Annotated in this window: 18 protein-coding genes and 1 pseudogene; 3 read left to right on the top strand and 16 right to left on the bottom strand. The window is 56.0% G+C overall.

Translation table 11 applies throughout. The features are described from left to right. Positions 1–45 precede the first annotated feature (45 nt). From gstA to ydgT, 11 genes are all read right to left on the bottom strand, one after another. On the bottom strand, positions 46–648 hold the full coding sequence (gstA, locus tag EL098_RS12570) for a glutathione transferase GstA (protein ID WP_126356517.1): 603 nt from the start codon (positions 646–648) through the stop codon (positions 46–48). 109 nt (positions 649–757) lie between these two features. Next, on the bottom strand, positions 758–2,263 hold the full coding sequence (gene dtpA / locus EL098_RS12565) for a dipeptide/tripeptide permease DtpA (RefSeq protein WP_126356516.1): 1,506 nt from the start codon (positions 2,261–2,263) through the stop codon (positions 758–760). A 607-nt stretch (positions 2,264–2,870) separates the two neighbouring features. Then, positions 2,871–3,506 carry an endonuclease III gene (gene nth / locus EL098_RS12560; protein ID WP_126356515.1) on the bottom strand — a complete coding sequence of 212 codons (636 nt, stop codon included), beginning with the start codon at positions 3,504–3,506 and terminating at the stop codon, positions 2,871–2,873. After that, positions 3,506–4,192: an electron transport complex subunit E gene (locus EL098_RS12555; RefSeq protein ID WP_126356514.1), complete on the bottom strand. Its 687-nt coding sequence runs from the start codon at positions 4,190–4,192 to the stop codon at positions 3,506–3,508. The genes nth and EL098_RS12555 overlap by 1 nt, the downstream gene beginning before the upstream one ends. Beyond that, entirely contained in the window at positions 4,189–4,815 is a 627-nt protein-coding gene (gene rsxG / locus EL098_RS12550; protein WP_126356513.1) for an electron transport complex subunit RsxG, read from the bottom strand. Before rsxG ends, EL098_RS12555 begins: the two co-directional genes overlap by 4 nt. Before the next feature lie 9 nt (positions 4,816–4,824). Further along, positions 4,825–5,877 carry an electron transport complex subunit RsxD gene (gene rsxD / locus EL098_RS12545; RefSeq protein ID WP_126356512.1) on the bottom strand — a complete coding sequence of 351 codons (1,053 nt, stop codon included), beginning with the start codon at positions 5,875–5,877 and terminating at the stop codon, positions 4,825–4,827. Beyond that, complete coding sequence (gene rsxC / locus EL098_RS12540) at positions 5,878–7,833, bottom strand: electron transport complex subunit RsxC (RefSeq protein WP_126356511.1); 1,956 nt, start codon at positions 7,831–7,833, stop codon at positions 5,878–5,880. After that, positions 7,826–8,404: an electron transport complex subunit RsxB gene (rsxB, locus tag EL098_RS12535; RefSeq protein ID WP_126356510.1), complete on the bottom strand. Its 579-nt coding sequence runs from the start codon at positions 8,402–8,404 to the stop codon at positions 7,826–7,828. Before rsxB ends, rsxC begins: the two co-directional genes overlap by 8 nt. Further along, positions 8,404–8,985: an electron transport complex subunit RsxA gene (gene rsxA, locus EL098_RS12530; protein WP_008456422.1), complete on the bottom strand. Its 582-nt coding sequence runs from the start codon at positions 8,983–8,985 to the stop codon at positions 8,404–8,406. The genes rsxB and rsxA overlap by 1 nt, the downstream gene beginning before the upstream one ends. 77 nt (positions 8,986–9,062) lie before the next feature. Then, positions 9,063–9,503: a DUF2569 family protein gene (locus EL098_RS12525; protein WP_126356509.1), complete on the bottom strand. Its 441-nt coding sequence runs from the start codon at positions 9,501–9,503 to the stop codon at positions 9,063–9,065. A 78-nt stretch (positions 9,504–9,581) separates the two neighbouring features. Beyond that, a complete protein-coding gene (gene ydgT / locus EL098_RS12520; RefSeq protein WP_126356508.1) occupies positions 9,582–9,815 on the bottom strand; it encodes a transcription modulator YdgT in 234 nt (77 codons plus the stop codon). 265 nt (positions 9,816–10,080) lie between these two features. On the opposite strand from ydgT, the gene EL098_RS12515 reads away from it, so the two are divergent. Further along, entirely contained in the window at positions 10,081–11,121 is a 1,041-nt protein-coding gene (locus tag EL098_RS12515) for an oxidoreductase (protein ID WP_126356507.1), read from the top strand. A gap of 35 nt (positions 11,122–11,156) precedes the next feature. Here the strand turns inward: EL098_RS12515 and EL098_RS12510 are convergent, their stop codons facing one another. Both EL098_RS12510 and EL098_RS23670 read right to left on the bottom strand, forming a co-directional pair. Further along, positions 11,157–12,872, bottom strand: a complete 1,716-nt coding sequence (locus EL098_RS12510; protein ID WP_126356506.1) for a ShlB/FhaC/HecB family hemolysin secretion/activation protein — start codon at positions 12,870–12,872, stop codon at positions 11,157–11,159. A gap of 88 nt (positions 12,873–12,960) precedes the next feature. After that, entirely contained in the window at positions 12,961–14,211 is a 1,251-nt protein-coding gene (locus tag EL098_RS23670; protein ID WP_269462182.1) for a collagen-like triple helix repeat-containing protein, read from the bottom strand. A 444-nt stretch (positions 14,212–14,655) separates the two neighbouring features. Here EL098_RS23670 and EL098_RS12500 point away from each other — a divergent pair. Further along, positions 14,656–15,655: pseudogene (locus tag EL098_RS12500) on the top strand (bile acid:sodium symporter family protein). Between the two features lie 19 nt (positions 15,656–15,674). Here EL098_RS12500 and add read toward each other — a convergent pair. Beyond that, complete coding sequence (gene add / locus EL098_RS12495) at positions 15,675–16,676, bottom strand: adenosine deaminase (RefSeq protein ID WP_126356505.1); 1,002 nt, start codon at positions 16,674–16,676, stop codon at positions 15,675–15,677. Between the two features lie 659 nt (positions 16,677–17,335). Here add and EL098_RS12490 point away from each other — a divergent pair. Beyond that, positions 17,336–18,379, top strand: a complete 1,044-nt coding sequence (locus EL098_RS12490) for a CAP-Gly protein (RefSeq protein ID WP_126356504.1) — start codon at positions 17,336–17,338, stop codon at positions 18,377–18,379. A gap of 100 nt (positions 18,380–18,479) precedes the next feature. Here EL098_RS12490 and EL098_RS12485 read toward each other — a convergent pair whose 3' ends face one another. Further along, positions 18,480–19,955 (bottom strand): peptide MFS transporter, encoded by a 1,476-nt coding sequence (locus EL098_RS12485; protein WP_126356503.1) that lies wholly within the window; start codon positions 19,953–19,955, stop codon positions 18,480–18,482. Positions 19,956–20,147: 192 nt separating this feature from the next. Next, positions 20,148–21,578, bottom strand: coding sequence for a CehA/McbA family metallohydrolase (locus EL098_RS12480; protein ID WP_126356502.1), 1,431 nt, complete (start codon positions 21,576–21,578; stop codon positions 20,148–20,150). Positions 21,579–21,672: the final 94 nt, after the last annotated feature.

Raw genomic sequence — 21,672 nt, 5'->3', positions numbered from 1 at the left:
AAAGGCCCTCAACTGAACTGAGGGCCTTTTGCTATTGAGGAGGAGTTAAATCCCTTCGTCGGCCAGCGCCGCAGAAACCGTTGGGCGCGCCTTCATACGTTCAACGAACTCTTCGATATTCGTCAGGCCTGTCAGGTCCAGCTTCAGGGCATAGGCCCAGCGCAGCACGGTAAACAGGTAAGCATCTACCACCGTGAAGCGTGAACCCATCAGCCACTGCTTGTCTTTCAGCGACTCATTCACGTAATGGAATTTCTTCTCCATCTGCTGGCGAACCACTGCCTTGAACTCTTCAGGCGTGGCCGGGTTGAACAGCGGAGAGAAGCCTTTGTGCAGCTCGGTTGCGACGTAGTTCAGCCACTCCAGCGTGTGGTAGCGGGTCATACTGCCTGACGGCGCCAGCAGCTGACGGTCCGGGACCTTATCAGCCAGATACTGGACGATAGCCACGCCTTCGGTCAGCAGGGAGCCGTCATCCAGCACCAGGGCAGGCACCTGGCCTTTTGGGTTGATGGCAAGGAAATCGTCGCCGTTTTCGGTGCGTTTGGTTGCCAGGTCGACTTTCACCAGCGAGAAGTCCAGACCTGATTCACGCAGAATAATGTGTGGGGAGAGGGAACAGGCACCGGGCTTGAAATACAGTTTCATGACTAACTCCTTTGGGGCGCTAAGATAACTTATGGTAGTGCGGACGCAGTGAAAAAAAAAGCCGCCGGCTGTCAGGCCTGCGGCTAAATTATCATTTTTCCAGGGATTGTTACGCCGTAGCGGTTTTATTAACCTTTTCCGCTTTGTCTTCGCTCTGCGTCATGCGGTTCAGCTTAGGCGCCGTCAGCAGCATCAGCACGGCAATCACCGCGGTGACGATACCGATCTGCATGAAGACACGACCGTAGACTTCCAGAGAGAGCAGCGGATCGGTGACGTTTTCCGGTACCGCCATCAGGCCAGCCACTTTACCGGCGATGATTGCCGCACCTGCAGTAGTCAGGAACCAGCTGCCCATGATGAAGCCCATCAGGCGCTGCGGTACCAGCTGCGCAACCATGGCGAGACCCAGACCGGAAATCATCAGCTCGCCGATACTCTGCAGCGCATAGCTCAGGATCAGCCAGTTCACGGAGACGATACCCGCTTCGTTGGCAAACTTCGTCCCGACCGGCAGCACCAGGAAGGCAAAGGAGCACAGCACCATACCGATAGCGAACTTGTGCGGCATTGGCAGACGGTCACCCATCTTGTTGTAGATAGCGGCCAGAATCGGGCTACCAATCATGATCCAGAACGGGTTCAGCGCCTGGAACTGCTCGGCCTCGAAGGTGATGCCCATGATTTCATGGCCCACGTTACGAATGGCGAAGAAGTTCAGGGACGTTGGCATCTGGCTGTAGAGCACGAAGAAGACGATAGCTTCTACCATCAGGATGAAAGCGACGATCATCTTACGGCGAGCGGCACCTTTCATCGCAAAGGCTTCTTTAGCGAAGATAATGACGATGCCCAGCGCGACCAGACCCAGCACGGCGCGAGCAATGCCCTGGTTGTGGAGCAGCCAGGTCGCAACGGTAATCAGCACCACCACGCCTGCGATGGTTGCCAGCAGCTTGCCAAAGTGTACCGGCGCGAAGTCAGGTTTAGATCCGTAGTTCTTCACCCACTTCTTACAGAAGATGAAGTTCACCAGAGTGATCAGCATACCGACGAAGCTCAGAGAGAACGCGGTGCTCCAGCCGTACTGCGCAGCAAGCCATGGGGTGGCGAGCATCGAGAAGAAGGAGCCGATGTTGATGGACATGTAGTACATGGTGAATGCACCGTCCAGCCGCGGATCGTCTTTCTCATAGCAGGTAGAAAGCAGCGAGGAGGGGTTAGCCTTGAACAGGCCGTTACCTACCGCGATGGTTGCCATACCGATATAAACTACGCTCACGTCGTGACCGGACCAGGCAACAAGGGCGTAACCGATGGCCAGTACGATGGTACCGAGCATGATGACGCGTTTTGTCCCGAGCACTTTATCGCCCAGCCAGCCGCCAATTGCCACAAGGCCGTAGACCAGGGCGCTAAAGGAGGAGAACAGCGTAATGGAGTCCGCTTCGGACATGCCCAGCATTTTGACCAGGTAAACGGCCATGATGCCCTGCAGGCCGTAATAGCCGAAACGCTCCCAGAGTTCAATGGAGAAAATCAGGTAAAACGATTTTGGTTGCTTAAACGCGTTAAGACTTACGTTTTCTGCTGGTTCTTTGTTTGCAGTCGACACATATACCTCTTTTTTTACATCCCGCTTTAATGAGGGGCTTGCTCATGCCTTACCGCATCGGTAAGCATTTTTCTTGTTATAAGGAAGGAAAAACGGGAGGTAATGTTCACTATCCCGGGAGCGCAGGCAAGGGGTTTGCAATAATCTGTTACATATATCTATGGCAAGATAATACGCCGTCTGGTGAATTGTTATTCAGCGTTAAATTTTACCAATTCATTTATTAACGATTTTTTGTCTTTTTTAGAAGCGATTTTTTAACATGATAGCAATATGTTCTGCTTTTAAGGCTTAAAAGCAGTGTTAATGACCATAGTATTCAATATGAATGGCCTATTGTATTGTAGTGGATCCATTATTCCTAACGATAGCAGCGCGTTAGAGATGTTTTGATTACCTTTTGGCAACCTCAGGTTATCAAAGTGATTTAGATCACAAATCTATAGAAATTTCTTATCGCAAAAAAACGATTTACCTGGTCAGGCGATTATTGAACGAACAATATAAATGCAGTCGGCCTACGGGATGGCATAAAAGCGTGCTGAGGCGGTATTTATCAGGTGGGAGAGCGATAAGAAAAGCCCGGTAGTAGCCCGGGCGCGGGCGATCAGGCGTCAACCTTCTCTTTGAATTCGCACAGATCTTCGATAATGCATGAGCCACAGCGCGGCTTGCGGGCAATGCAGGTATAGCGGCCATGAAGGATGAGCCAGTGGTGGCAGTCGACCTTAAATTCTGCAGGAACAACCTTTAGCAGCTTTTCCTCTACCTGCTCGACGTTTTTCCCCACGGCAAACTGGGTGCGGTTACAAACCCGGAAGATATGGGTATCAACGGCAATAGTCGGCCAGCCAAAGGCGGTATTCAGTACGACGTTTGCCGTTTTACGGCCCACGCCGGGGAGGGCTTCCAGCGCCGCTCTGTCTTCCGGCACTTCGCCACCGTGCAGCTCCAGCAGCATCCGGCAGGTTTTGATGACGTTTTCTGCTTTGCTGTTAAACAAGCCGATGGTTTTGATGTACTCCTTTACGCCGTCCACGCCGAGCGCCAGCATCGTCGCCGGAGTATTGGCGACAGGGTAAAGCTTTGCCGTCGCCTTATTGACGCTGACGTCGGTGGCCTGAGCGGACAGCAGAACCGCAATCAGCAGCTCAAAAGGGCTGCTGAAGTTGAGCTCGGTTGTTGGGTGAGGATTGTTGTCTCTCAGGCGAGTGAGGATCTCAATGCGCTTGCTGTTATTCATTACGCCTTCTCTGCAGAGCCTTCCACGACGGCGCTTTCACGGGCGCGGCGAGCCTTCATTTTTTCATCAATGAGGTATTTTATCGCCAACAGCATGCCAAGACCAATAAAGGCGCCCGGCGGCAGCATGGCAAGCAGGAAAGGCGTGTCGGTATGGAAGACTTCAATGCGCAGCGCTTTGGCCCAGTTGCCGAGCAGGCCGTCTGCGCCGTCAAACAGCGTGCCGTTGCCGATGATTTCGCGGAGGGAACCCAGCACGAACATTGCGCTGGTGGCGCCAAGACCGGTGGCAAAGCCGTCCAGCGCGGCATAAGGCACGCTGGCTTTAGCCGCGTAGGCTTCTGCTCGCCCAACGACAATACAGTTGGTCACGATAAGCGGGATAAAGATCCCCAGTGACTGGTAGAGCCCGAATGCATAGGCGTTGATCAGCATCTGCACGATGCTTACCACCGAGGCGATGATCAGCACGTAAACCGGAATACGAATTTCAGCCGGCACCCAGCGACGTAGCGCCGAGATTGTTCCGTTGGTTAGCGTCAGCACCAGCGTCGTGGCAAGTCCCAGCCCCAGGGCGTTGGTTGCTGTCGAGGTGACGGCAAGCAGCGGGCAAAGGCCAAGCAGCTGAACCAGTGCCGAGTTGTTCTTCCACAGTCCGTTTATCAGGACGCGTTTTGTTTCGCTCATTGTTGATCTCCACAGGCAGGCAGTTCGTTGAGCTGCTGCGGCAGGGTCTCTGCAAACAGGCCTGCACGCTTAACGGCGTTAACGACCGCGCGTGGGGTAATGGTCGCCCCGGTAAATTGAGTGAACTGGCCGCCGTCTTTTTGCACCGCCCAGTCAGGATCATTGCTGCCCTGGATATGTTTGTTGGCAAAATGGGTGATCCAGTCGCTCAGACGCAGCTCTATCTTGTCGCCAAGACCCGGTGTTTCATGGTGTTCGGTGACGCGCGTGCCGAGTATGGTGCCGTTAAAATCTGCGGCAACCAGAATCTGTATAGCACCAGAATAGCCGTCCGGCGCGGTGGCCTCCATCACAACGGCAACCGGCTTATCGCCTTTGCGCGCAACATAGATGTGCCGCTCGCCTTTGCCGAGAGGAGAGTCCTTCACCAGCAGGCAGCTGTTCTGGATGCGGTTATCGTAAACATCATCTGAGATAACCTGATCGAACAGCATCTTTTGCTGTAGCGCAGACTGCTGCGCGATAGTCGGTTTGGTGAGCTCATTGACCAGCGCCGTGAGTCCGGTAAACAGGGCGGCAAACAGCGCCAGGGCTATGCCATGCTTTTGCATTGTCTTAAACATAGCGTCTCCTTAACGGTGGCCGTAAGCACGAGGGCGAGTGTAGTAGTCAATCAGCGGCACGGTAATGTTGCCCAGCAGGACGGCAAACGCAACGCCATCGGGGTAGCCGCCGTAGGTACGAATCAGCCAAACCAGCAGGCCCACCAGCGCACCGAAAATGAGCCTGCCGCGATTAGTGGTCGAGGCAGTGACCGGGTCGGTAAGGATAAAGAACGCGCCAAGCATGGTCGCGCCGGAAAGCAGGTGAACCATCGGAGAGAGGCATTTTTCCGGGGAGATAACCCAGCCGAGCGTCGAGCAGACAGTTAATGCGACCAGGAAGCCTGCCGGGATATGCCAGCGGATGGTGCCGCGCCACAGCAGGAACAGGCCTCCCGCAAGATAAGCGAGGTTAACCCATTGCCAGCCGAGACCCGCCAGCGCGCCGCCGTAGATGGGGGCGCTCAGCAGCTGCTCAGCGGAATGGCCGGCATGCAGGCCGGTTTTAAACGTGTCCAGCGGGGTCGCCTGGCTGATGCCGTCTACGCCCATGCGCAGCGTATCCATAGTACCGCCGGTGGCGGTTGCCCCGTGGAAAATAACCTGCAGGCTGTCAACGAAACCCGGCACCGTCGCGGCGATGGACTGCGGCGGTAGCCAGGAGGTCATCTGCACCGGGAAAGCAATAAGCAGCACAACGTAGCCGATCATCGCCGGGTTAAACGGGTTGTTGCCGAGGCCGCCATAAAGCTGCTTGGCAATGATGATGGCAAATACCATACCGAGCACCACCATCCACCATGGCGCAAGCGGAGGAATACTTATCCCCAGCAGCAGGCCGGTGAGCAGCGCCGAATTATCGCCCAGCTGGCTTTGCAGCGGCCTTTTGCGCAGGCGTAGCACCAGCGCTTCTGCCGCCATGGCGCTGACAATCCCCAGCGCGACCTGAATCAGCGTTCCCCAGCCAAACCAGTACCACTGCATCGCGATGCCGGGCAGGGCCGCGAGAGAAACCAGCATCATAATACGCGCGGTGCTGCGCTGATTATGGGTGAACGGGGAGCTTGCGATTTTAAAAACCATTTATTCCTCTGGAGACATCTGAGCGGCTTTACGCGCCTGAACTCGGGCGATTGCCGCCGCCACTGCAGCTTTACGTGGATCTTGTTCTTCTTGTGGGGCAGCGTCTTCCGCCTGCGTTTGCTGCGCTGCCTTACGGGCTTTAGCGCGAGCAATGGCGGCTTCGACAGCGGCTTTACGCGGATCTACGGCTTCCTGTTCAACCGCTACAGGCTCGGCGCTTTCTGCATTTTGTGCAGCCTTACGGGCTTTGGCACGGGCAATAGCCGCTTCAACGGCGGCTTTGCGCGGATCGACCTCGGTACCGACCGGGGCGTCTGCGTGCTGGGCCTTCTCGGCCTGGCGCGCCCGTGCTTCGGCTTTGCGGGCTTCGCGGGCAGCGATCGCCTCGCCGTTGTCCGGCACGCTGCCTGCTTTTACGATAATAGGCTCGTCACCGGCCTGGGCCTTTTTGCTCTTCACGCGGGCCAGCGCAGCCTGAATAGCGTCATTATCTTTCGCCGAGGGCTGAACTGCGGCATTTTTGTGGCGCTCAAGGCGGGCGGCTTTCTCTCGCTCAAGCCTTTCCTGCCGGGCCTCAAAGCGTGCCTTGGCCTCAACGGTACGTTTTGCCTCCAGGGCGATCTCACGGATCTCCGCTTTTTCCTGACGGAAGTACTGCACCAGCGGGATATTACTTGGGCAAACGTAGGCGCAGGCGCCGCATTCGATACAGTCCGACAGGTTGTAAGCGGTGGCTTTATCGTGCTGCTGACCTTTACTGAACCAGTAAAGCTGCTGCGGCAGCAGGTCGGCAGGGCAGGAGTCCGCGCAGGCGCTACAGCGAATGCAGCCTTGCTCCTCTTCCTGCTCACCCATTTCAGCCGCGGAAGGCGCAAGCAGGCAGTTGGTGATTTTTACGACCGGCACGTCGAGCCACGGCAGGGTGAAGCCCATCAGCGGGCCGCCCATAATCACTTTTTGCTCCAGGCCAGGGCGGAAGCCGGCATAGTCGAGCAGGTGATTAACCGGGGTGCCGAGCCGCGCCCAGACGTTGCCCGGCTGGGCGATTGACTCGCCGGTCAGCGTCACAACGCGCTCGGTAAGAGGTTCGCCGTCGATTACCGCACGTTTGATAGCGTAAGCGGTGCCGACGTTTTGCATCAGAACGCCGATATCAGATGAGCGGCCACCGTGGGGAACCTGTTTACCTGTCAGAATTTGCGTGAGCTGTTTAGCGCCGCCGGACGGGTATTTTGTTGGGATCACCCGCAACTGCATGTCGTGGCTGTCTGCCAGTACCGCACGCATCATCGAAATCGCCTGAGGCTTGTTGTCCTCAATGCCGATAAGGATTCGCTGCGGCTTCAGAATATGGGCGAGGATGCGCGCGCCTTCGACGATCTGCGCCGCACAGTCCTGCATCAGGCGATCGTCGGCGGTGATATAGGGCTCACACTCGGCGGCATTAATAATCAGCGTCTCGATGTTATCGCCGCCGCCCTGTAGCTTGCTGCCCGTAGGGAAGCCAGCACCGCCCAGCCCGGCCACGCCAAACTGATGAATGCGCTCGATGAGCGCCTCTCGGCTGCGGCAGCGGTAATCGCTCCAGCCGTCACGCTCAATCCAGCGGTCCTCGCCGTCGGCATCGAGAATAACGCTAAGCTCCGCCAGGCCGGAAGGGTGGGCGGTGGAATGAGGCGCGATCTCTTTGATGGTGCCGGAGGTGGGCGCGTGTACCGGCAGCATGCGCCCGCGCCCGCGAGTCAGCGGCTGACCCCGCAGCACATAATCTCCAGGCTTCACGCACAGCTCGCCTTCAGCACCGATATGCTGTTTTAGCGGAATAGCCAGGCGGGACGGCAGCGGTACCTGGCGCAGCGGCGTACCGTTCGACTGGGTTTTCATTTCGGGAGGATGAATGCCGCCGTCAAAGTCCCAGATTCTGTCTTTTTTAAAACGATTGAAAATATTAAGCATGATTGTCCGCCGGGATCATACGCACCGGGATAGTCTGCAAATCCCATTTCCAGCTTTCGGTAGTGGGGCTGACCGGGATCAGTTCAATGCAGCGAGTCGGGCAGGGGTCGACACAAAGATTACAGCCCGTGCACTGGTCGCTAATGACGGTGTGCATCGCGCGGGTTGCGCCGACAATGGCGTCAACGGGGCAGGCCTGAATGCATTTTGTGCAGCCGATGCAGTTCGCTTCGTCAATAACAGCCAGCATGCGCACCGGCTCTGCGGCGGTGGCGTCGCCGTCAATTGGCTGGGGCTCCACATTGAGGGCGCTGGCAATCTTAAGCATCACGGCTTCGCCGCCGGGGGCGCAAAGGTTGATTTTCGCCCCCTGATTACCTACGGCTTCCGCATAAGGGCGGCAGCCAGGGTAGCCGCACTGGCCGCACTGGCTTTGCGGCAGCAGCTCATCTATACGGTCTACAATCGGATCTTCTTCCACTTCGAAGCGGCGAGAGGCGTAGCCAAGGATCAGGCCGAACAGCAGCCCCATCAGCGTGACCGAAATAATAGCCATCCACAACGTTGTCATCAGAACTTCACCAGCCCGCTAAAGCCCATAAAGGCAAGGGCCATCAGACCCGCGGTGACCAGCGCGATGGCGTTACCGCGAAACGGTGCCGGGATGTCGGCTACGACCATGCGTTCGCGAATAGCGGCAAAAAGCACCATCACCAGCGAGAAGCCCAGCGCGGCGGAAAAACCGTAAACCGCAGACTGCAGGAAATTATGGCCGAGATTGATATTGAGCAGCGCCACGCCGAGTACGGCGCAGTTGGTGGTAATCAGCGGCAGGAAGATGCCCAGCAGGCGATATAACGCGGGGCTGGTTTTACGCACCACCATTTCGGTGAACTGCACGACGACCGCAATAACCAGAATAAAGGCCAGCGTCCGCAGATAAATCAGATCCAGCGGCACGAGGATAAGCTCGTCAATAATCCAGGCAAAAATAGAGGCGAGCGTCATCACGAAGGTCGTGGCAAGCCCCATGCCGATGGCGCTTTCCAGTTTTTTGGAAACGCCCATAAACGGACACAGGCCAAGGAACTTCACTAACACGAAGTTATTGACGAGGACGGTACCAACGAAGAGCAGCAAATAATCTGACATGATTCGACCTGAAACAAAAAAAGCCGCCTATTATCGACTAATCGGCGGGTGGCGACAACGGGCTATCTATAGGGTTATTACGGGTTAATAAAGGTCTGCTTCACTCGCTTAGAACGCTTCAGATAGGGCACCAGCAGTGCGGCAGCAAGCAGGGAAGGCAGCAGCAGCTGGACGGCAATCCTGTCGCTTACCGGCGAGAAGGCAAAAGATTTAATCGCCAGCAGCACGGTCAGCAGCAGCCAAAGAATATAGTGGCGCACCACGTTTTTGCGACGTTTAAAGAAGGCGATGGTCAACCACAGCGTGTAGCCCCACATCACCATGGCGCTGCAGACGGACAGGGTAAACAACATCGTGGTTTTTGCATCCGCCTGAGTCAGCGCCTGGCGCGCTTCTGGAGAAAGCATCATCATCAGGAAACTTAACAGCGCCACGGAGCTGCTGAGCAACGACATCAGTAACCAGGCCAGGGGGGCAAGCAGCCAGCCGGCAATACGCGGGGGTTGGGGCGTCGTCATGTTTCCTCCCGATTTGTCATAGAGTGAATAAAGCGGGGGGATTATAAGGGATTTTACCGCTAAAGCTACCGGCAAGGGCTACAGAACGTAACGCCAGACCGTTTTGGGGACGCATCCGAGGTCGAAAAGGCGTCCGCCGGAGGCCAGCTCGGCCCTGCGATGATCCGCCGCCCGGTACATATTCATGATTTCGTGACTGTCCGTCAGGGTGTAATTGAGATGGTCGAAGAGCTTTTCCAGATTTTCCTGAGAGCTTATTTTGCGAAATTTCATCAGGTAGTCGAGGGCGCTGAGCTGGGTTGGATTTTCCATAGGCATTAAGAATAGATAAAGTTGGCTTTGAGAAGGGAACGATAGTAATCGCAAATGCGGCAGCGGCTTAGCGCTATTGCTAACCGACGGGATAATTAGGAGTTTTCTTTGGATTTACCAGGACAAGAGGGGCTACAAATATCTTAAGTCCGATTAGCAATAATGGCGGTCTACCGCCTGGCCAATACGCAATCCATAAACTTGTAGTTGTCCCCCGTCGAGGGATGAGGTGAAATGCTTAAGTTCATTAAAGAGAGGAAGACAAATGAGTGATACCCTTCGCGTCGGGCTTATCGGTTACGGCTACGCCAGTAAGACTTTTCATGCGCCGCTAATTTCCGGTACGCCAGGAATGACCCTCGCAGCCGTCTCCAGTAGTGACGCCAGCAAGGTGCACGCTGACTGGCCGGGCTTGACGGTGGTGTCCGATCCTCAGCACCTGTTTAAGGATCCCGCTATCGATCTCATTGTCATTCCTACCCCGAATGACACCCACTTCCCCCTGGCTAAAGCGGCGCTTGAGGCCGGGAAGCACGTCATTGTCGACAAGCCTTTTACCGTCACGCTGTCGCAGGCGCGGGAGCTGGATGCGCTGGCCAAAAAGCTCGGCCTGCTGCTCTCCGTGTTCCACAATCGCCGCTGGGATAGCGACTTCCTGACGGTTAAAAATCTGCTGGCGGAAGGCTCTCTCGGGGAAGTGGCTTATTTTGAATCCCACTTTGACCGCTACCGCCCGCAGGTGCGTAACCGCTGGCGCGAGCAGGCGGGCGTTGGCAGCGGTATCTGGTACGATCTTGGGCCACATTTGCTTGACCAGGCCATCAACCTGTTTGGGCTGCCTGTCAGCCTGACCGTCGACCTCGCGCAGCTTCGTTCGGGTGCGCAGGCGACCGACTATTTCCATGCCGTGCTGGCTTATCCCCAGCGTCGCGTGGTGCTGCACGGTACGTTGCTGGCGGTGGCTGAAACCGCACGCTATATCATTCACGGCACTCGCGGTAGCTACATTAAATATGGCCTGGATCCGCAAGAAGATCGCCTGAAAGCCGGAGAGCGTTTGCCTCAGGAGGACTGGGGGTATGATATGCGTGACGGCGTGCTGACCACGGCGCAGGGCGAGGTAGTGGAGGAGCAAACGCTGCTCACCCTTCCGGGGAACTATCCTGCTTATTATGCCGGGATCCGCGATGCGTTGACCGGTAACGGCGAAAACCCGGTACCGGCGGCCCAGGCGATTCAGGTTATGGAGCTGATTGAGCTTGGTATCGAGTCAGCTAAAAAACGCGCGACGCTTAACCTTGCCTGAAAATATCCCTCACCGCGAGGTGAGGGACTTTAACGCTAGTGCAGATTATTAAAGTTGTAGGTAAAGGTCAGGCTGAAGCGCACGTCGCGTCGGCTGCTATCGCTGGGTAAATCAGCCAGCGGCCTGGCTGCCTCTACGGCGATGGAATAGTGTTGGCTGTCGCCCACCATCACCCCGGTTGCAATAGAGGCCAGACGCTGGTGGCGGAAGCCCTGCTGGTTGAACCAGGTCTGGGCGGTATCGGCGACGATATAGGGCTGCACCGTGTTAATCCAGACGCCTTTATCGAGATGATGAAGATAGCGCATCTCAACCTGCCCGCCGTAGCCGTAATCTCCGCTGGCTTCGCCGTCAGGGTAGCCACGGCCATAGCGCTGGGCGCCAAAGCTCGCTCGCTCGGCCTCGGGCAAATTATTGTTCGACCAGTCCCCCTCCACTGACGTACTCAGACGCCAGTTTGGCGCCACCATCCAGGCCGCATCGGCGTTGGCCTTCCAGCGCGTAAAGTTGAGGTTTGTGTTTGATCCAGGTGTTACGCTCGCCCCAAGGGAATCAATCCCTTTACGCAGGGTCAGACGCGCGCTCCAGTTGGCTTTATCGTACTCCCGATAGCCCCAGGCCGAAAATTCTGCCGCCGGGTAGCGAGCGTGCTGGCTGACGCCCGGCAAATCAAGAGTGTTACCAAAACCTCTGGCACGCAGCGCATAATCGTCGCGCTTATCGACATAATCCAGCCCGCCGCTTATCGAGAATTGCTTCTTCCGCTCAAGCAGCAGCGGGTAGCTGAAGGCTATCCCGCCGGTGTACTGGGTGGTTTTCTCTCTGGCATCGATGGCAATGTTCTGCGGTAGATAAAGCAGAGGCGTATAGTCGCGCGGATCTTCGCGATAGAAGCTGCCTTTCAGCTGCATCAGCAGGCCATTGTCGGTGAGGTATTGCTGATAGTTGGCGCCAAAATAGGTTTTTTTGGTGCTGTTATCCAGCGGGATTAAGGTAGCCAGCCCTAGCTGATCGCCGTGGCTGGTCAGGTTGCTGAGCGTGCCGTTAACCAGCGCCAGGTTTGACCCCTTACGGGTATCTATCGTGGATGAGATATCCCAGATGTGGGGTTGCGTAGCGTCAACTTTCATATCGGCCGCGCCGTAAATATTATTGGGCATCGCGGCGTTAGCCTCAACTTTGGTCGCCGGCGTGCGCTGCATCAGCAGGCTATAGCGATCGAACGTTGCCTGACTTAACGGCCTTTCGTTCATCATTAACGCCGATAAGCGGCTCAGGCGCTCGCTGGTGCTGGCGTTGTCGCTATGGATGTTGCTGTGCGCGATATACCCCTCAACCAGCACAATGCGCACCGTCCCTTGGTGGAAGTTATCGCTCGGCAGGTAAGCATAAGAAAGCGGCAGGCCATCCTGCTGATAGCGCCGGGTAATGTCGTTGGTTAACGTCATCAGCTGCGACAGCGGCACGGTTTTGCCTACTAGCGGCACAAACGGCTTAACCAGCGAGTCGAGTTTGTAGCGCGTACCGCCAATAAACTGCAGATGTTTCACCGTAATCGGCGTCTGCGGGGTGAACTGCGGCGCCGGTAGCGCGGTCTTCACCTCGGGCTGTTTTTGCTGGGCAACCGGGATGGCAAGCGAGCGGGCGGCCTTTGCTGGGTTATTGGGGTCGATAAGCGTGGGTGATATATCAGCATAGCTGATACTCAAAGTTGCTCCGTACAGCAGCAGTATACCCAGACGATTGTCCATAGTGAGCTCCCTTAACTGCGCAGCGAAGAACATGCTGTGAAATAAGTGCTCCCGCCGTTATCACGGGAGCACGTGAGCCTGGTAAGCTCTATTTAGTTTTCAGAAGCCCGCCAACCGCGCCGGTAAGCCCGGCCTGCTGGCCTGTAGTTGTGTTACTGCCTGTCGCACTGGCGTTAACGCTGGTGGTTAACGAAGAGGTCAGGCCGCTCACAGTTGTGCCGAGGTTGGTGACAAGACCATTGCCCCCCGCATCGACGGAACCCGAGGCACCCGCTGAAACTGTGCCAGAGCTACCGCTTCCGCTGGTTTGTACCGGTTTCACCAGCGCACCGCTGTCCGTCACGGCCTGCCCGGTATTCTGCACCACCTGTCCGAGGCCGCTGAGGGAAGGGTTACTGCTGCTGATGTTGGTCCCCAGCCCGCTCACGGTCCCTCCTGCGGAAGTCAGAATATTGTTCACCGGCGTGCCTAAACCGGTGGCGCCACCTACGGCCTGAGTCGCTTTCTGGGTGTCAGCGAGCGTGGTATTGACTACGCCCGTCGCGCCGGTCGTCAGGTTGGATACTGCAGGGCTTTGTACCGTTTGGGTCAGTCCGTTACCTGTTACGGTGACAACTTGTCCTGCGGTATTAACAAGCCCGCCAGCGGCACCGGTCACACCGCTAGCCGGCGAATTGGCCGTTGAGCTTGCGAGATTGGTTCCTATTGCCGAGACCGTTGTACCTAGCCCTGAAACAGCATTGGTTGAGCCGGTCAGCATCGTGCCCAGACCGTTAGGGTTGTTTGCGTTGCCAGGGCCGTTGACTACGCCATTACCCACGGTTGAAATGGCGCTTCCCGTGCCGCCGAGGGCTACGGCTACCGTCGAGGTGACAGGATTATTTACTGGTAGCTGAGACGCAACCCCACTGACCGTGCCGCCAACGCCGCCAATGGCGCCACCAGCATCTTTGATGATGTTATTTCCGGCGCTGTTAGAAAACGTTGTGCCGCCGCCAGAACCGCCTCCTGAACCTCCACCGCCTGAGCCTGAACCTCCACCGCCTGTGCCGGAGCCTCCGCCACCTGTTCCGACACCGGAACCCCCACCACCCGTGCCTGTTCCGGTCCCGGTGCCTCCACCCGAACCACTCTCTGTACCCGAGCCTGACCCGTTTCCACCAGAACCCGAGCCGCCACTGCCGTTGCTGGCGGTGTCGGTGCCCGTAGTGCCGGCCGACCCGGCTGTTTTCGCCGTATTGTGTGAACCGCCGCCGCCGCCGCTACAGGCAGACAGCGAAAATGCGAGAAGTACCGCCATCGCAATAGCGCTGAGGCGGCCAATGTTATTTGAGCGCATAGCAATACTCCACTATTAGCACGCCGGACGGCGTATTAATAAGTGTATGGCGTATTTTAATCACTGCCATATTATTGGCAGTTAAATATGAATTCTCACTTACAAATGAGAGTGTTGTTCTTATTTTTATGCTTCGAAGGCTAATATTTTTATTTTAAGCGATTGTTTATCAATGTCTTTTAATTTTACCGTTCGGTAAATAAATATTTAATAAGATCACCTTGATTAACCAGGGTTTCTGTTCTTTAAATAAATCATAAATTAAGTGAGGCTGCATTTCTATTGCGGTTTTAGTTACGCTAAATCGCTAGCTTTTCGCTGCTGAACAAATACTGATACAACTCTGCCTTATTTTTTGGCATGTTACCGAATTGTTAGCTCGCCAGCGGGGCCAATTTGTTGCAAAGTAAACGCCAGAATGACATTAGAGACACAGAGGACAGGATGGGCTGGCTGCAAAAACTAAAAATTGACAACTTTTTACTGATCATGATTGGCGTGGTGATCGTGGCGTCGCTGTTTCCCTGCGAGGGGATCGTGAAGACCGGATTTGAATATCTGACCACCTTTGCGATAGCGCTGCTCTTCTTTATGCACGGGGCAAAACTTTCGCGCGATGCCATCGTGGCGGGGATAGGGCACTGGAAACTTCATTTTGGTGGTGTTCCTTAGCACCTTTGCCCTGTTCCCGTTACTCGGGCTGGCGATGGGCTTCCTCTCTCCGGCCATCCTTAGCCAACCGCTTTATATGGGGTTCCTGTACCTTTGTGCGCTGCCGGCGACGGTGCAGTCGGCGATCGCCTTTACTTCCGTTGCCGGGGGGAATGTGGCCGCTGCAGTTTGTAGCGCGTCGGCGTCCAGTATCCTGGGTATCTTCCTTTCTCCTGTTCTGGTGGGAGCCCTCATGCAGACGCAGGAAGGCTCCACCGATACGCTGCACGCGATAGGCAAAATCATTATGCAGCTGATGGTACCGTTTGTTATCGGCCATCTCTCCCGACCGCTGATCGGCAAATGGGTGGATCGTCATAAAAAACTGATTAGCCTCACCGATCGCTCATCTATTCTGCTCGTGGTTTACGTGGCGTTCAGCGAAGCGGTAGTCGAAGGCATTTGGCACCAGGTGAACGGTTTCTCGCTGCTGATGGTGCTGGTTTGCTCGCTGGTGCTGCTGGCGATTGTGCTGGTGGTGAACACCCTGGCGGCACGGCTGTTAGGGTTTAATACAGCCGATGAGATAACCATCGTTTTCTGCGGCTCGAAGAAAAGCCTGGCGAACGGCGTGCCGATGGCGAATGTGCTTTTTCCCGCCAGCGCGGTAGGGATGATGGTGCTGCCGCTGATGATTTTCCACCAGATCCAGCTGATGGTCTGTGCCGTACTGGCGCAGCGCTATGCACGCAAAACGGCGGAAGAAAAACGGCAGCTGGAATCAGCGTCCTGACGCCGGCTGCCGGTATTTGTTACGCGGCCTGAACCTTAGCGATAAGCGCCTGTTTTTCGGCTTCGCTGAGGAAGGCTATCTTCAGGCCGTTCTCCTGTGCGGTGCGAATGTGCGCCGCGCTGAGGCCGGCCTGAGGTGCGGCAACGGTGTATTCGTGAATAATATCGATGCCCTGAACTGCCGGGTCATCGGTATTAATGGTTGCCAGTACGCCGTGATCCAGGAAGGCGATCAGCGGGTGCTTGTCCAGCGCAGCAACGGTGCTGGTCTGGATGTTTGAGGTCAGGCAGGACTCGATGCCGATCTTGTGCTCAACAAGGAAGTCCATCAGCGCCGGATCTTCTACTGCCTTCACGCCGTGGCCAATACGCTCCGCGCCCAGCTCACGAATTGCCTGCCAGATACTTTCTGGACCCGCCGCTTCCCCCGCGTGAACGGTAATGCGCCAGCCGGCATCACGAGCGCGGTTAAAGTGATTCAGGAACAGGCTGCCCGGGAAACCCAGTTCGTCGCCGGCCAGATCCAGGGCGGTAATGCTGTCGCGGTGAGCGAGAAGGGCGTTGAGCTCGGCTTCACAGGCGGCCTCGCCAAAGGTACGGCTCATGATGCCAATCAGGCGCGCTTCTACGCCAAAGTCGCGGCAGCCCTGGCGAACGCCTTCGATTACCGCTTCAACTACGCCCGCTACCGGCAGGTTATGGCTCATCGCCATATAGCCCGGAGAGAAGCGCAGTTCGACATAGTGCAGGCCGTTACGAGCGGCATCTTCTATATTCTCCCAGGCTACGCGACGGCAGGCGTCGAGGTCACCCAGCACTTTTACGCCCCAGTCCAGCTTCTGCAGGAAGCTCACAAGGTCCGGCGCGGTTTCAACGACCTGAACATGGGGGCGCAGAGTGTCGAGCGTGTTGGCTGGCAAAGAGAGATTAAACTGGCGGCCGAGATCGAGGATGGTTTGTGCACGAATATTGCCATCAAGGTGGCGGTGCAAATCGGTTAACGGCAGGGTGGTATCAATCATGGTCGCACTCTTTTTTTGATTAAAGTGCGGCGTATTCTAACATAGGTCAGCAAGGCGATAACATCACTTGTCGCAAACAGAGAGGATGAACCGTTTTGGCGCGCGGCTCGAGTTCACAGCCTCCGGGCCTGCCCGTATACCTCACAGAATATTTCCAGGGACACTTTAGTGCCGAACGACTCTGATAACCCCGGCTTGCGGTCGATATTTCCCAATCAACAATGAAACTTTCAGGAATATATCCTTGCCTTAGAGTCCTTCTTTTATAGGGATATTTGCGGGAATCGTATCGCGGGTCGATATTAATAGTATTTAACCCCGGTAATTATTTCATCTTAACTCATTAACTGCCTTAGTTAATTCTCTTTCTGATCGAGGGGGTTGGCATTTTTTTCTCTTCAATTCGCCGCTTTCTGCAATATTAAACTATAGTTAAGCCGCTACTAAATAAATTTACCTGCCAGATGAAAAGGATGTGAAGCGTCAGGCGTGCGGAGGAACAGGTCGCATGCAGGATATTTAGGGTTCAGGGTAATTATTTAGATAATGCATCATCCGGCCTGCAGATATATCGAATTCATCAGTGAGGGTATACCCCTCGCTGATGATTAATGGCGAAGGCCAAATATGTCAAACAACATTGAAGATAAGGACCGAGCATGGAAATGGAAAATAACATCATTATCGCCAGGAAAATATCGTGGGGAAGCATTATCGGTGGGGTAATTACCGTGTTAGCCATCTCCCTGTTACTGTCAACGCTTGGCACCAGCCTGGGCTTTTCTATTGTCGATCCTGTTTCGGACGATCCGGTGAACGGCGCCGCAACGACGGTCGCAATCTGGTCGGCGCTCTCCATCATACTGAGCCTGGCCGTTGGCGCTTATATCGCCGGGCGGCTTGCGGCCATCGATGGTGTTATCCACGGATTCCTGGTATGGGCCACTTCCCTGATTGTTGCTGCGGTGCTCGGTGGGCTCCTGGCAGGAACGGCGATCAAGGCAACGGGAAATGCACTTGGCGCGGTTGTCTCCGCTTCTGGCAGCGTGATATCGGCCACCGGCTCAGCCATCGGTAAAGGCGCATCTGGACTAGCGGATGTTGGGGGCAAGGTGTTTGATAAACTGAATATTGATACCAGTCTGAAATCTGAGGATCTGCCCGCCAACGTTGCCGATGCGTTGAAAAAAAGCGGTATCCCGTCTCTGCAACCAGAGTTTATGCAGCAGCAGCTTGAAGGGGCGAAAAATGACCTGAGCGAGGCGGCTAAGGCCTTTGCGACCCAGCCTCAGGAGAGCGATGCCATCGTGCAGAAACTCGTTGCAAACCTGAAACAGCGAGTTCAGGCCGTTGGCCAGGATGTTGATGAAGCTGCCCTGAAAAAGGCGCTGAGCGAAAACACCACCCTGACGCCGGAAGAGGTCGATAAAACGGCGGCGAACGTGATTGAAGCGAAAAAGAGAACGGCGGAGCTGGTGAATCAGCGGCTGAACGAGGCAGAGGTCAAAATCAACCAGGCCAAACAGGAATATGCTGAGCTGAAGCAGAAGGCCCGTGAACAGGCTGCCGCTGCCGCGGATGCTATCGCTCGTGCGGCGCTGTGGTCGTTTTTTGCCCTGTTAATCGGCGCAGTGGTCAGTGCTCTGGCAGGGCTGTGGGGCGTGCGTAGCAATGTGCGTCTGGCCAGGGCAAGGGTCGAATAAGCTGGAGACTGCCTTTAAACAATGAAACGGCCTTTCGGCCGTTTCATCTTCATTGAGCAGGGGGTGATAAACCTCGGCATCTACCCCCGCGCTCTGTCACTCAGGCCTTGACCGCACGTTTCTCATCGATCAAACGACGCAGCTGTGGAATGAGCAGCAGCAAAATCACGCCGGTAGCGACTGAACCCCAACCAAGCTGGTTAAAGACCGTGCTGTAGCCAGGATCGGTCAAGGCTGGTGTGGTGCCGCTGTTCTGCGGCATACGGCCAGAAACATACCCCGCCAGTACCGAAGCAACGCCGGTTACCATCATCCAGCATCCCATCATCAGCCCCTGGAGATTGGCCGGTGCCAGTTTGCCGATCATTGAGTAGCCCACCGGAGAAATCAGCAGTTCACCGATGCTTTGCAGAATGTAGCTGATAACAATCCACTTCAGCGCAACCATACCGTCCGCGCCCGCCATGGAAATACCCAGCGGCAGCACCAGCATGCCAAGCCCCATACAGAACAGTGAAGAGGCAAACTGCGCCGGAATATCAATACGCACGCCGCGATCGCGAAGGCGTTTGAACAGCCAGGCCATCAGCGGACCGCCGATCACAATAACGATGGTGTTGATGTTTTGCAGCCACTGGGGAGACACCTGCCAGCCAAAGGCGTTCAGGGTCACGTTATGTTCGGCAAACAGGGTCAACCCCATCGGCGCCAGCTGATAGAGTGACCAGAAGACCAGCGAACCAGCCGCCAGCAGCAGGTAGGCCACCATGCGGCGGCGCTCTTGTTGGCGGGAGTGGCGGGCCGTCATGACGCACAGCATAAGGAATACCAGCGCGCCCAGCACCAGTACAAAGCTGCTGCTGAATTCAGGGTGGCCCAGCAGCAGGCGCAGTACCGGCACCAGCAGGACGAGGATCAGCAGGCCAAATGCCATGCGCAGGTAGAAACCTTTTCCTTTGACGTGCTGTAGTGGAGTACTGATGTCGGCCAGCACTGGCCAGCGAAGCAGGGTGATGATCACCGCGGCTACGTTGCCGAGGGTGGCAAACAGGAACAGCGCCCGGTAGCTTTCGGTCAACTGGTAGTAGCCCGCAACGGTAAAGCCGATAAAGAAGCCCAGGTTCATCCCGGCGTAGTTCCACAGGAACGCGGCTTCACGGCGATCGTCATCAGGCGCAAAGCGCTGGGTCAGCATCATGTTCAGACAGGTGACGTTCAGCCCGCTGCCGCTCAGGAACATCGCCAGCCCCCACCACAGGCCGGTCAGCCCTGCTTCGGCAATCAGGTAACAGCCTGCTACCTGCAGAAGCATACCCAGAACAAACAGGTTGCGGTTACTGAGATAGCGCCCGCCGAGGCAGCCGCCGAAAAGGTGTAGCCCGTAGTTAAATGCGCCGAAGATACCCATCATGGCATCGGCCTGGCCATCGCTGAAGCCGAGGCGTTTCGTCACGTACAGGACCAGGGTGGAGTACAGAACCGCGAAGCCGAGGGTCGCGAACATCTGGATGAAGAATAATGCACCGGAGCCGGGAGGGATCGCCTGCTGCGAGGCGTGGCCGGAAGATAAACTCATGCTGGTCTCTCTCTGAACAACAAAAAGACCCGGGAGGCAGGGGCGTCACCGGGTCTGTTTTCTATGACTATGATGAACGAGCATTTTCGTCGCTTTTAGCGGTTTTATGCAAAGCAGAATGACTAAATATTCAGTTTAAATAATTTCAAAATTTTACAAAACCGTGAACTTTCCCTACGAAAGCGCAGAAAATCATCCCTCTTCGGCGCTACGGGGAAACGCCAGCTGACCGGTGACCTCTCCCCAGGTAGCGCCCGCGGGCGACTGAAACAGCCGATGCTGCGCGCAATACACCGGGTTGATCATCCCTTCTAACGTGCCGTTGCTGCGGCGGATATCCCAGCGAACCCAGGCATGCTGTGTCATATCGCAGCGTATATTCTGCGGCGTAGTCTCAAGGGCGTGCTCTGCCAGGATGCCCGCATCCGATACCACCTGAAGCGTGTAGCGCTGTTCGGGGTCTTTTACCGCAACGGTCAGGACAATCTGCTGTCCATCGGCGGCATCACCTGGCAGCAACGCGCCGTCATTCAGGCTAAAGTTCAGACCACAGCGTCGCTCAAAATAACAATGTCCCTTTTTAATGGCCGCAAGAATGGCTTCCCCGCTGAGCGCCGAAGCGTAAACATAAGTGCTCGGATCGCCATATATTGAGGGCTCAGTTGCCTGCGGGTAGCGCTCATGAGGCTGCATATGGCAATCGCTGCCGCCGACGGCGTAGATACGATGCCCGGCGTTCCACAGCGCACTGAATATCTCAACGACCTGCTCATTGGCGACAGAGGCATTTTTCCAGGTCGGATCGTTGAGCACTTCCAGCACGTCAATCTCCGCCAGCGGCATGTCGTCATATAGCCAGCTCCATGGATGCAGCATGGCATGGTTCACGCTCAGCACGCTTTCCGGGCGCTTGAGCGCAATGCCTTGAGCGAGGAGTCCTCGGCTGCTGTAGTCGGCGTGGTACATATTCAGCGTGGCGGCTGGGCCATGAACGTTCAGGTGGCCTTTATCGGCGGTGACTTCGATGCCGGGTAACAGCAGCACGCTGTCGTGACGTGGAAAGCAGGCGTGGGAAAGGTTGTGTTCTGTCAGGAAAAAGAAATCCAGCCCCTGTTCCGCCATGATGTCCAGCGCCTCCGGCAGCGTGTTATTGCCGTCAGAAAGGGTGGTATGCCCGTGTAGATCGCCGCGATACCAACCCGGCCGATCGCTAAGGGTGCGCTGGTAGTCAAAATTAATTTGATGGTCGGGCCGCAGCACGTCCAGCCTGGCAAAATCGACAGGGGCGGCGAGTACCTCAAAGCTGATGTTTAGCCGGTAGCTCATCGGCTGCGGCGAACGGCTTTCGCCGATGACGTTATAGATATGCAGCTGCCACTCTCCCGCCGGGAGTTCACCGGGCAGCGCGCCAACTGAAGCCCATTCAGGGCAAACTGTCAGTATTTTCTCCGGTTTTTGCAGCATCACCGAGGCCCGCAGCTGCCGTCGGCTGTCGTACATGTAACAATACAGATGCCCGGTGCGCAGCGTGGTGCCCGTCAGGCTGATCGCCGGGGTATTGGCTGCTACGGAAAAGGAGTGAACAACGTGACCGAAGGGAATTTCACCGGAAAAAACGTGCATGATTAGCTCCTGTTTTTAATCGACAAGAGCTTAAGGGGAACGGGTGAAGATAGTATGGCGGTTGAGTGTCGGAAAGATGACGGCGAGATGAACG

Origin of the sequence: Cedecea lapagei (genome assembly GCF_900635955.1) — a bacterium.
In the GTDB taxonomy this organism is placed as follows: Bacteria; Pseudomonadota; Gammaproteobacteria; order Enterobacterales; family Enterobacteriaceae; genus Cedecea; species Cedecea lapagei.
The sequence above is the reverse complement of the archived record's forward strand: the minus strand, read 5'-3'. Positions and strand labels throughout refer to the sequence as shown.

Coding starts and splice junctions, on each gene's coding strand:
- gstA (WP_126356517.1), bottom strand. CDS start 648: ATGAAACTGTATTTCAAGCCCGGTGCCTGTTCCCTCTCCCCACACATT.
- nth (WP_126356515.1), bottom strand. CDS start 3,506: ATGAATAACAGCAAGCGCATTGAGATCCTCACTCGCCTGAGAGACAAC.
- EL098_RS12555 (WP_126356514.1), bottom strand. CDS start 4,192: ATGAGCGAAACAAAACGCGTCCTGATAAACGGACTGTGGAAGAACAAC.
- rsxG (WP_126356513.1), bottom strand. CDS start 4,815: ATGTTTAAGACAATGCAAAAGCATGGCATAGCCCTGGCGCTGTTTGCC.
- rsxD (WP_126356512.1), bottom strand. CDS start 5,877: ATGGTTTTTAAAATCGCAAGCTCCCCGTTCACCCATAATCAGCGCAGC.
- rsxC (WP_126356511.1), bottom strand. CDS start 7,833: ATGCTTAATATTTTCAATCGTTTTAAAAAAGACAGAATCTGGGACTTT.
- rsxB (WP_126356510.1), bottom strand. CDS start 8,404: ATGACAACGTTGTGGATGGCTATTATTTCGGTCACGCTGATGGGGCTG.
- rsxA (WP_008456422.1), bottom strand. CDS start 8,985: ATGTCAGATTATTTGCTGCTCTTCGTTGGTACCGTCCTCGTCAATAAC.
- EL098_RS12525 (WP_126356509.1), bottom strand. CDS start 9,503: ATGACGACGCCCCAACCCCCGCGTATTGCCGGCTGGCTGCTTGCCCCC.
- ydgT (WP_126356508.1), bottom strand. CDS start 9,815: ATGGAAAATCCAACCCAGCTCAGCGCCCTCGACTACCTGATGAAATTT.
- EL098_RS12515 (WP_126356507.1), top strand. CDS start 10,081: ATGAGTGATACCCTTCGCGTCGGGCTTATCGGTTACGGCTACGCCAGT.
- EL098_RS12510 (WP_126356506.1), bottom strand. CDS start 12,872: ATGGACAATCGTCTGGGTATACTGCTGCTGTACGGAGCAACTTTGAGT.
- EL098_RS23670 (WP_269462182.1), bottom strand. CDS start 14,211: ATGCGCTCAAATAACATTGGCCGCCTCAGCGCTATTGCGATGGCGGTA.
- add (WP_126356505.1), bottom strand. CDS start 16,676: ATGATTGATACCACCCTGCCGTTAACCGATTTGCACCGCCACCTTGAT.
- EL098_RS12490 (WP_126356504.1), top strand. CDS start 17,336: ATGGAAATGGAAAATAACATCATTATCGCCAGGAAAATATCGTGGGGA.
- EL098_RS12485 (WP_126356503.1), bottom strand. CDS start 19,955: ATGAGTTTATCTTCCGGCCACGCCTCGCAGCAGGCGATCCCTCCCGGC.
- EL098_RS12480 (WP_126356502.1), bottom strand. CDS start 21,578: ATGCACGTTTTTTCCGGTGAAATTCCCTTCGGTCACGTTGTTCACTCC.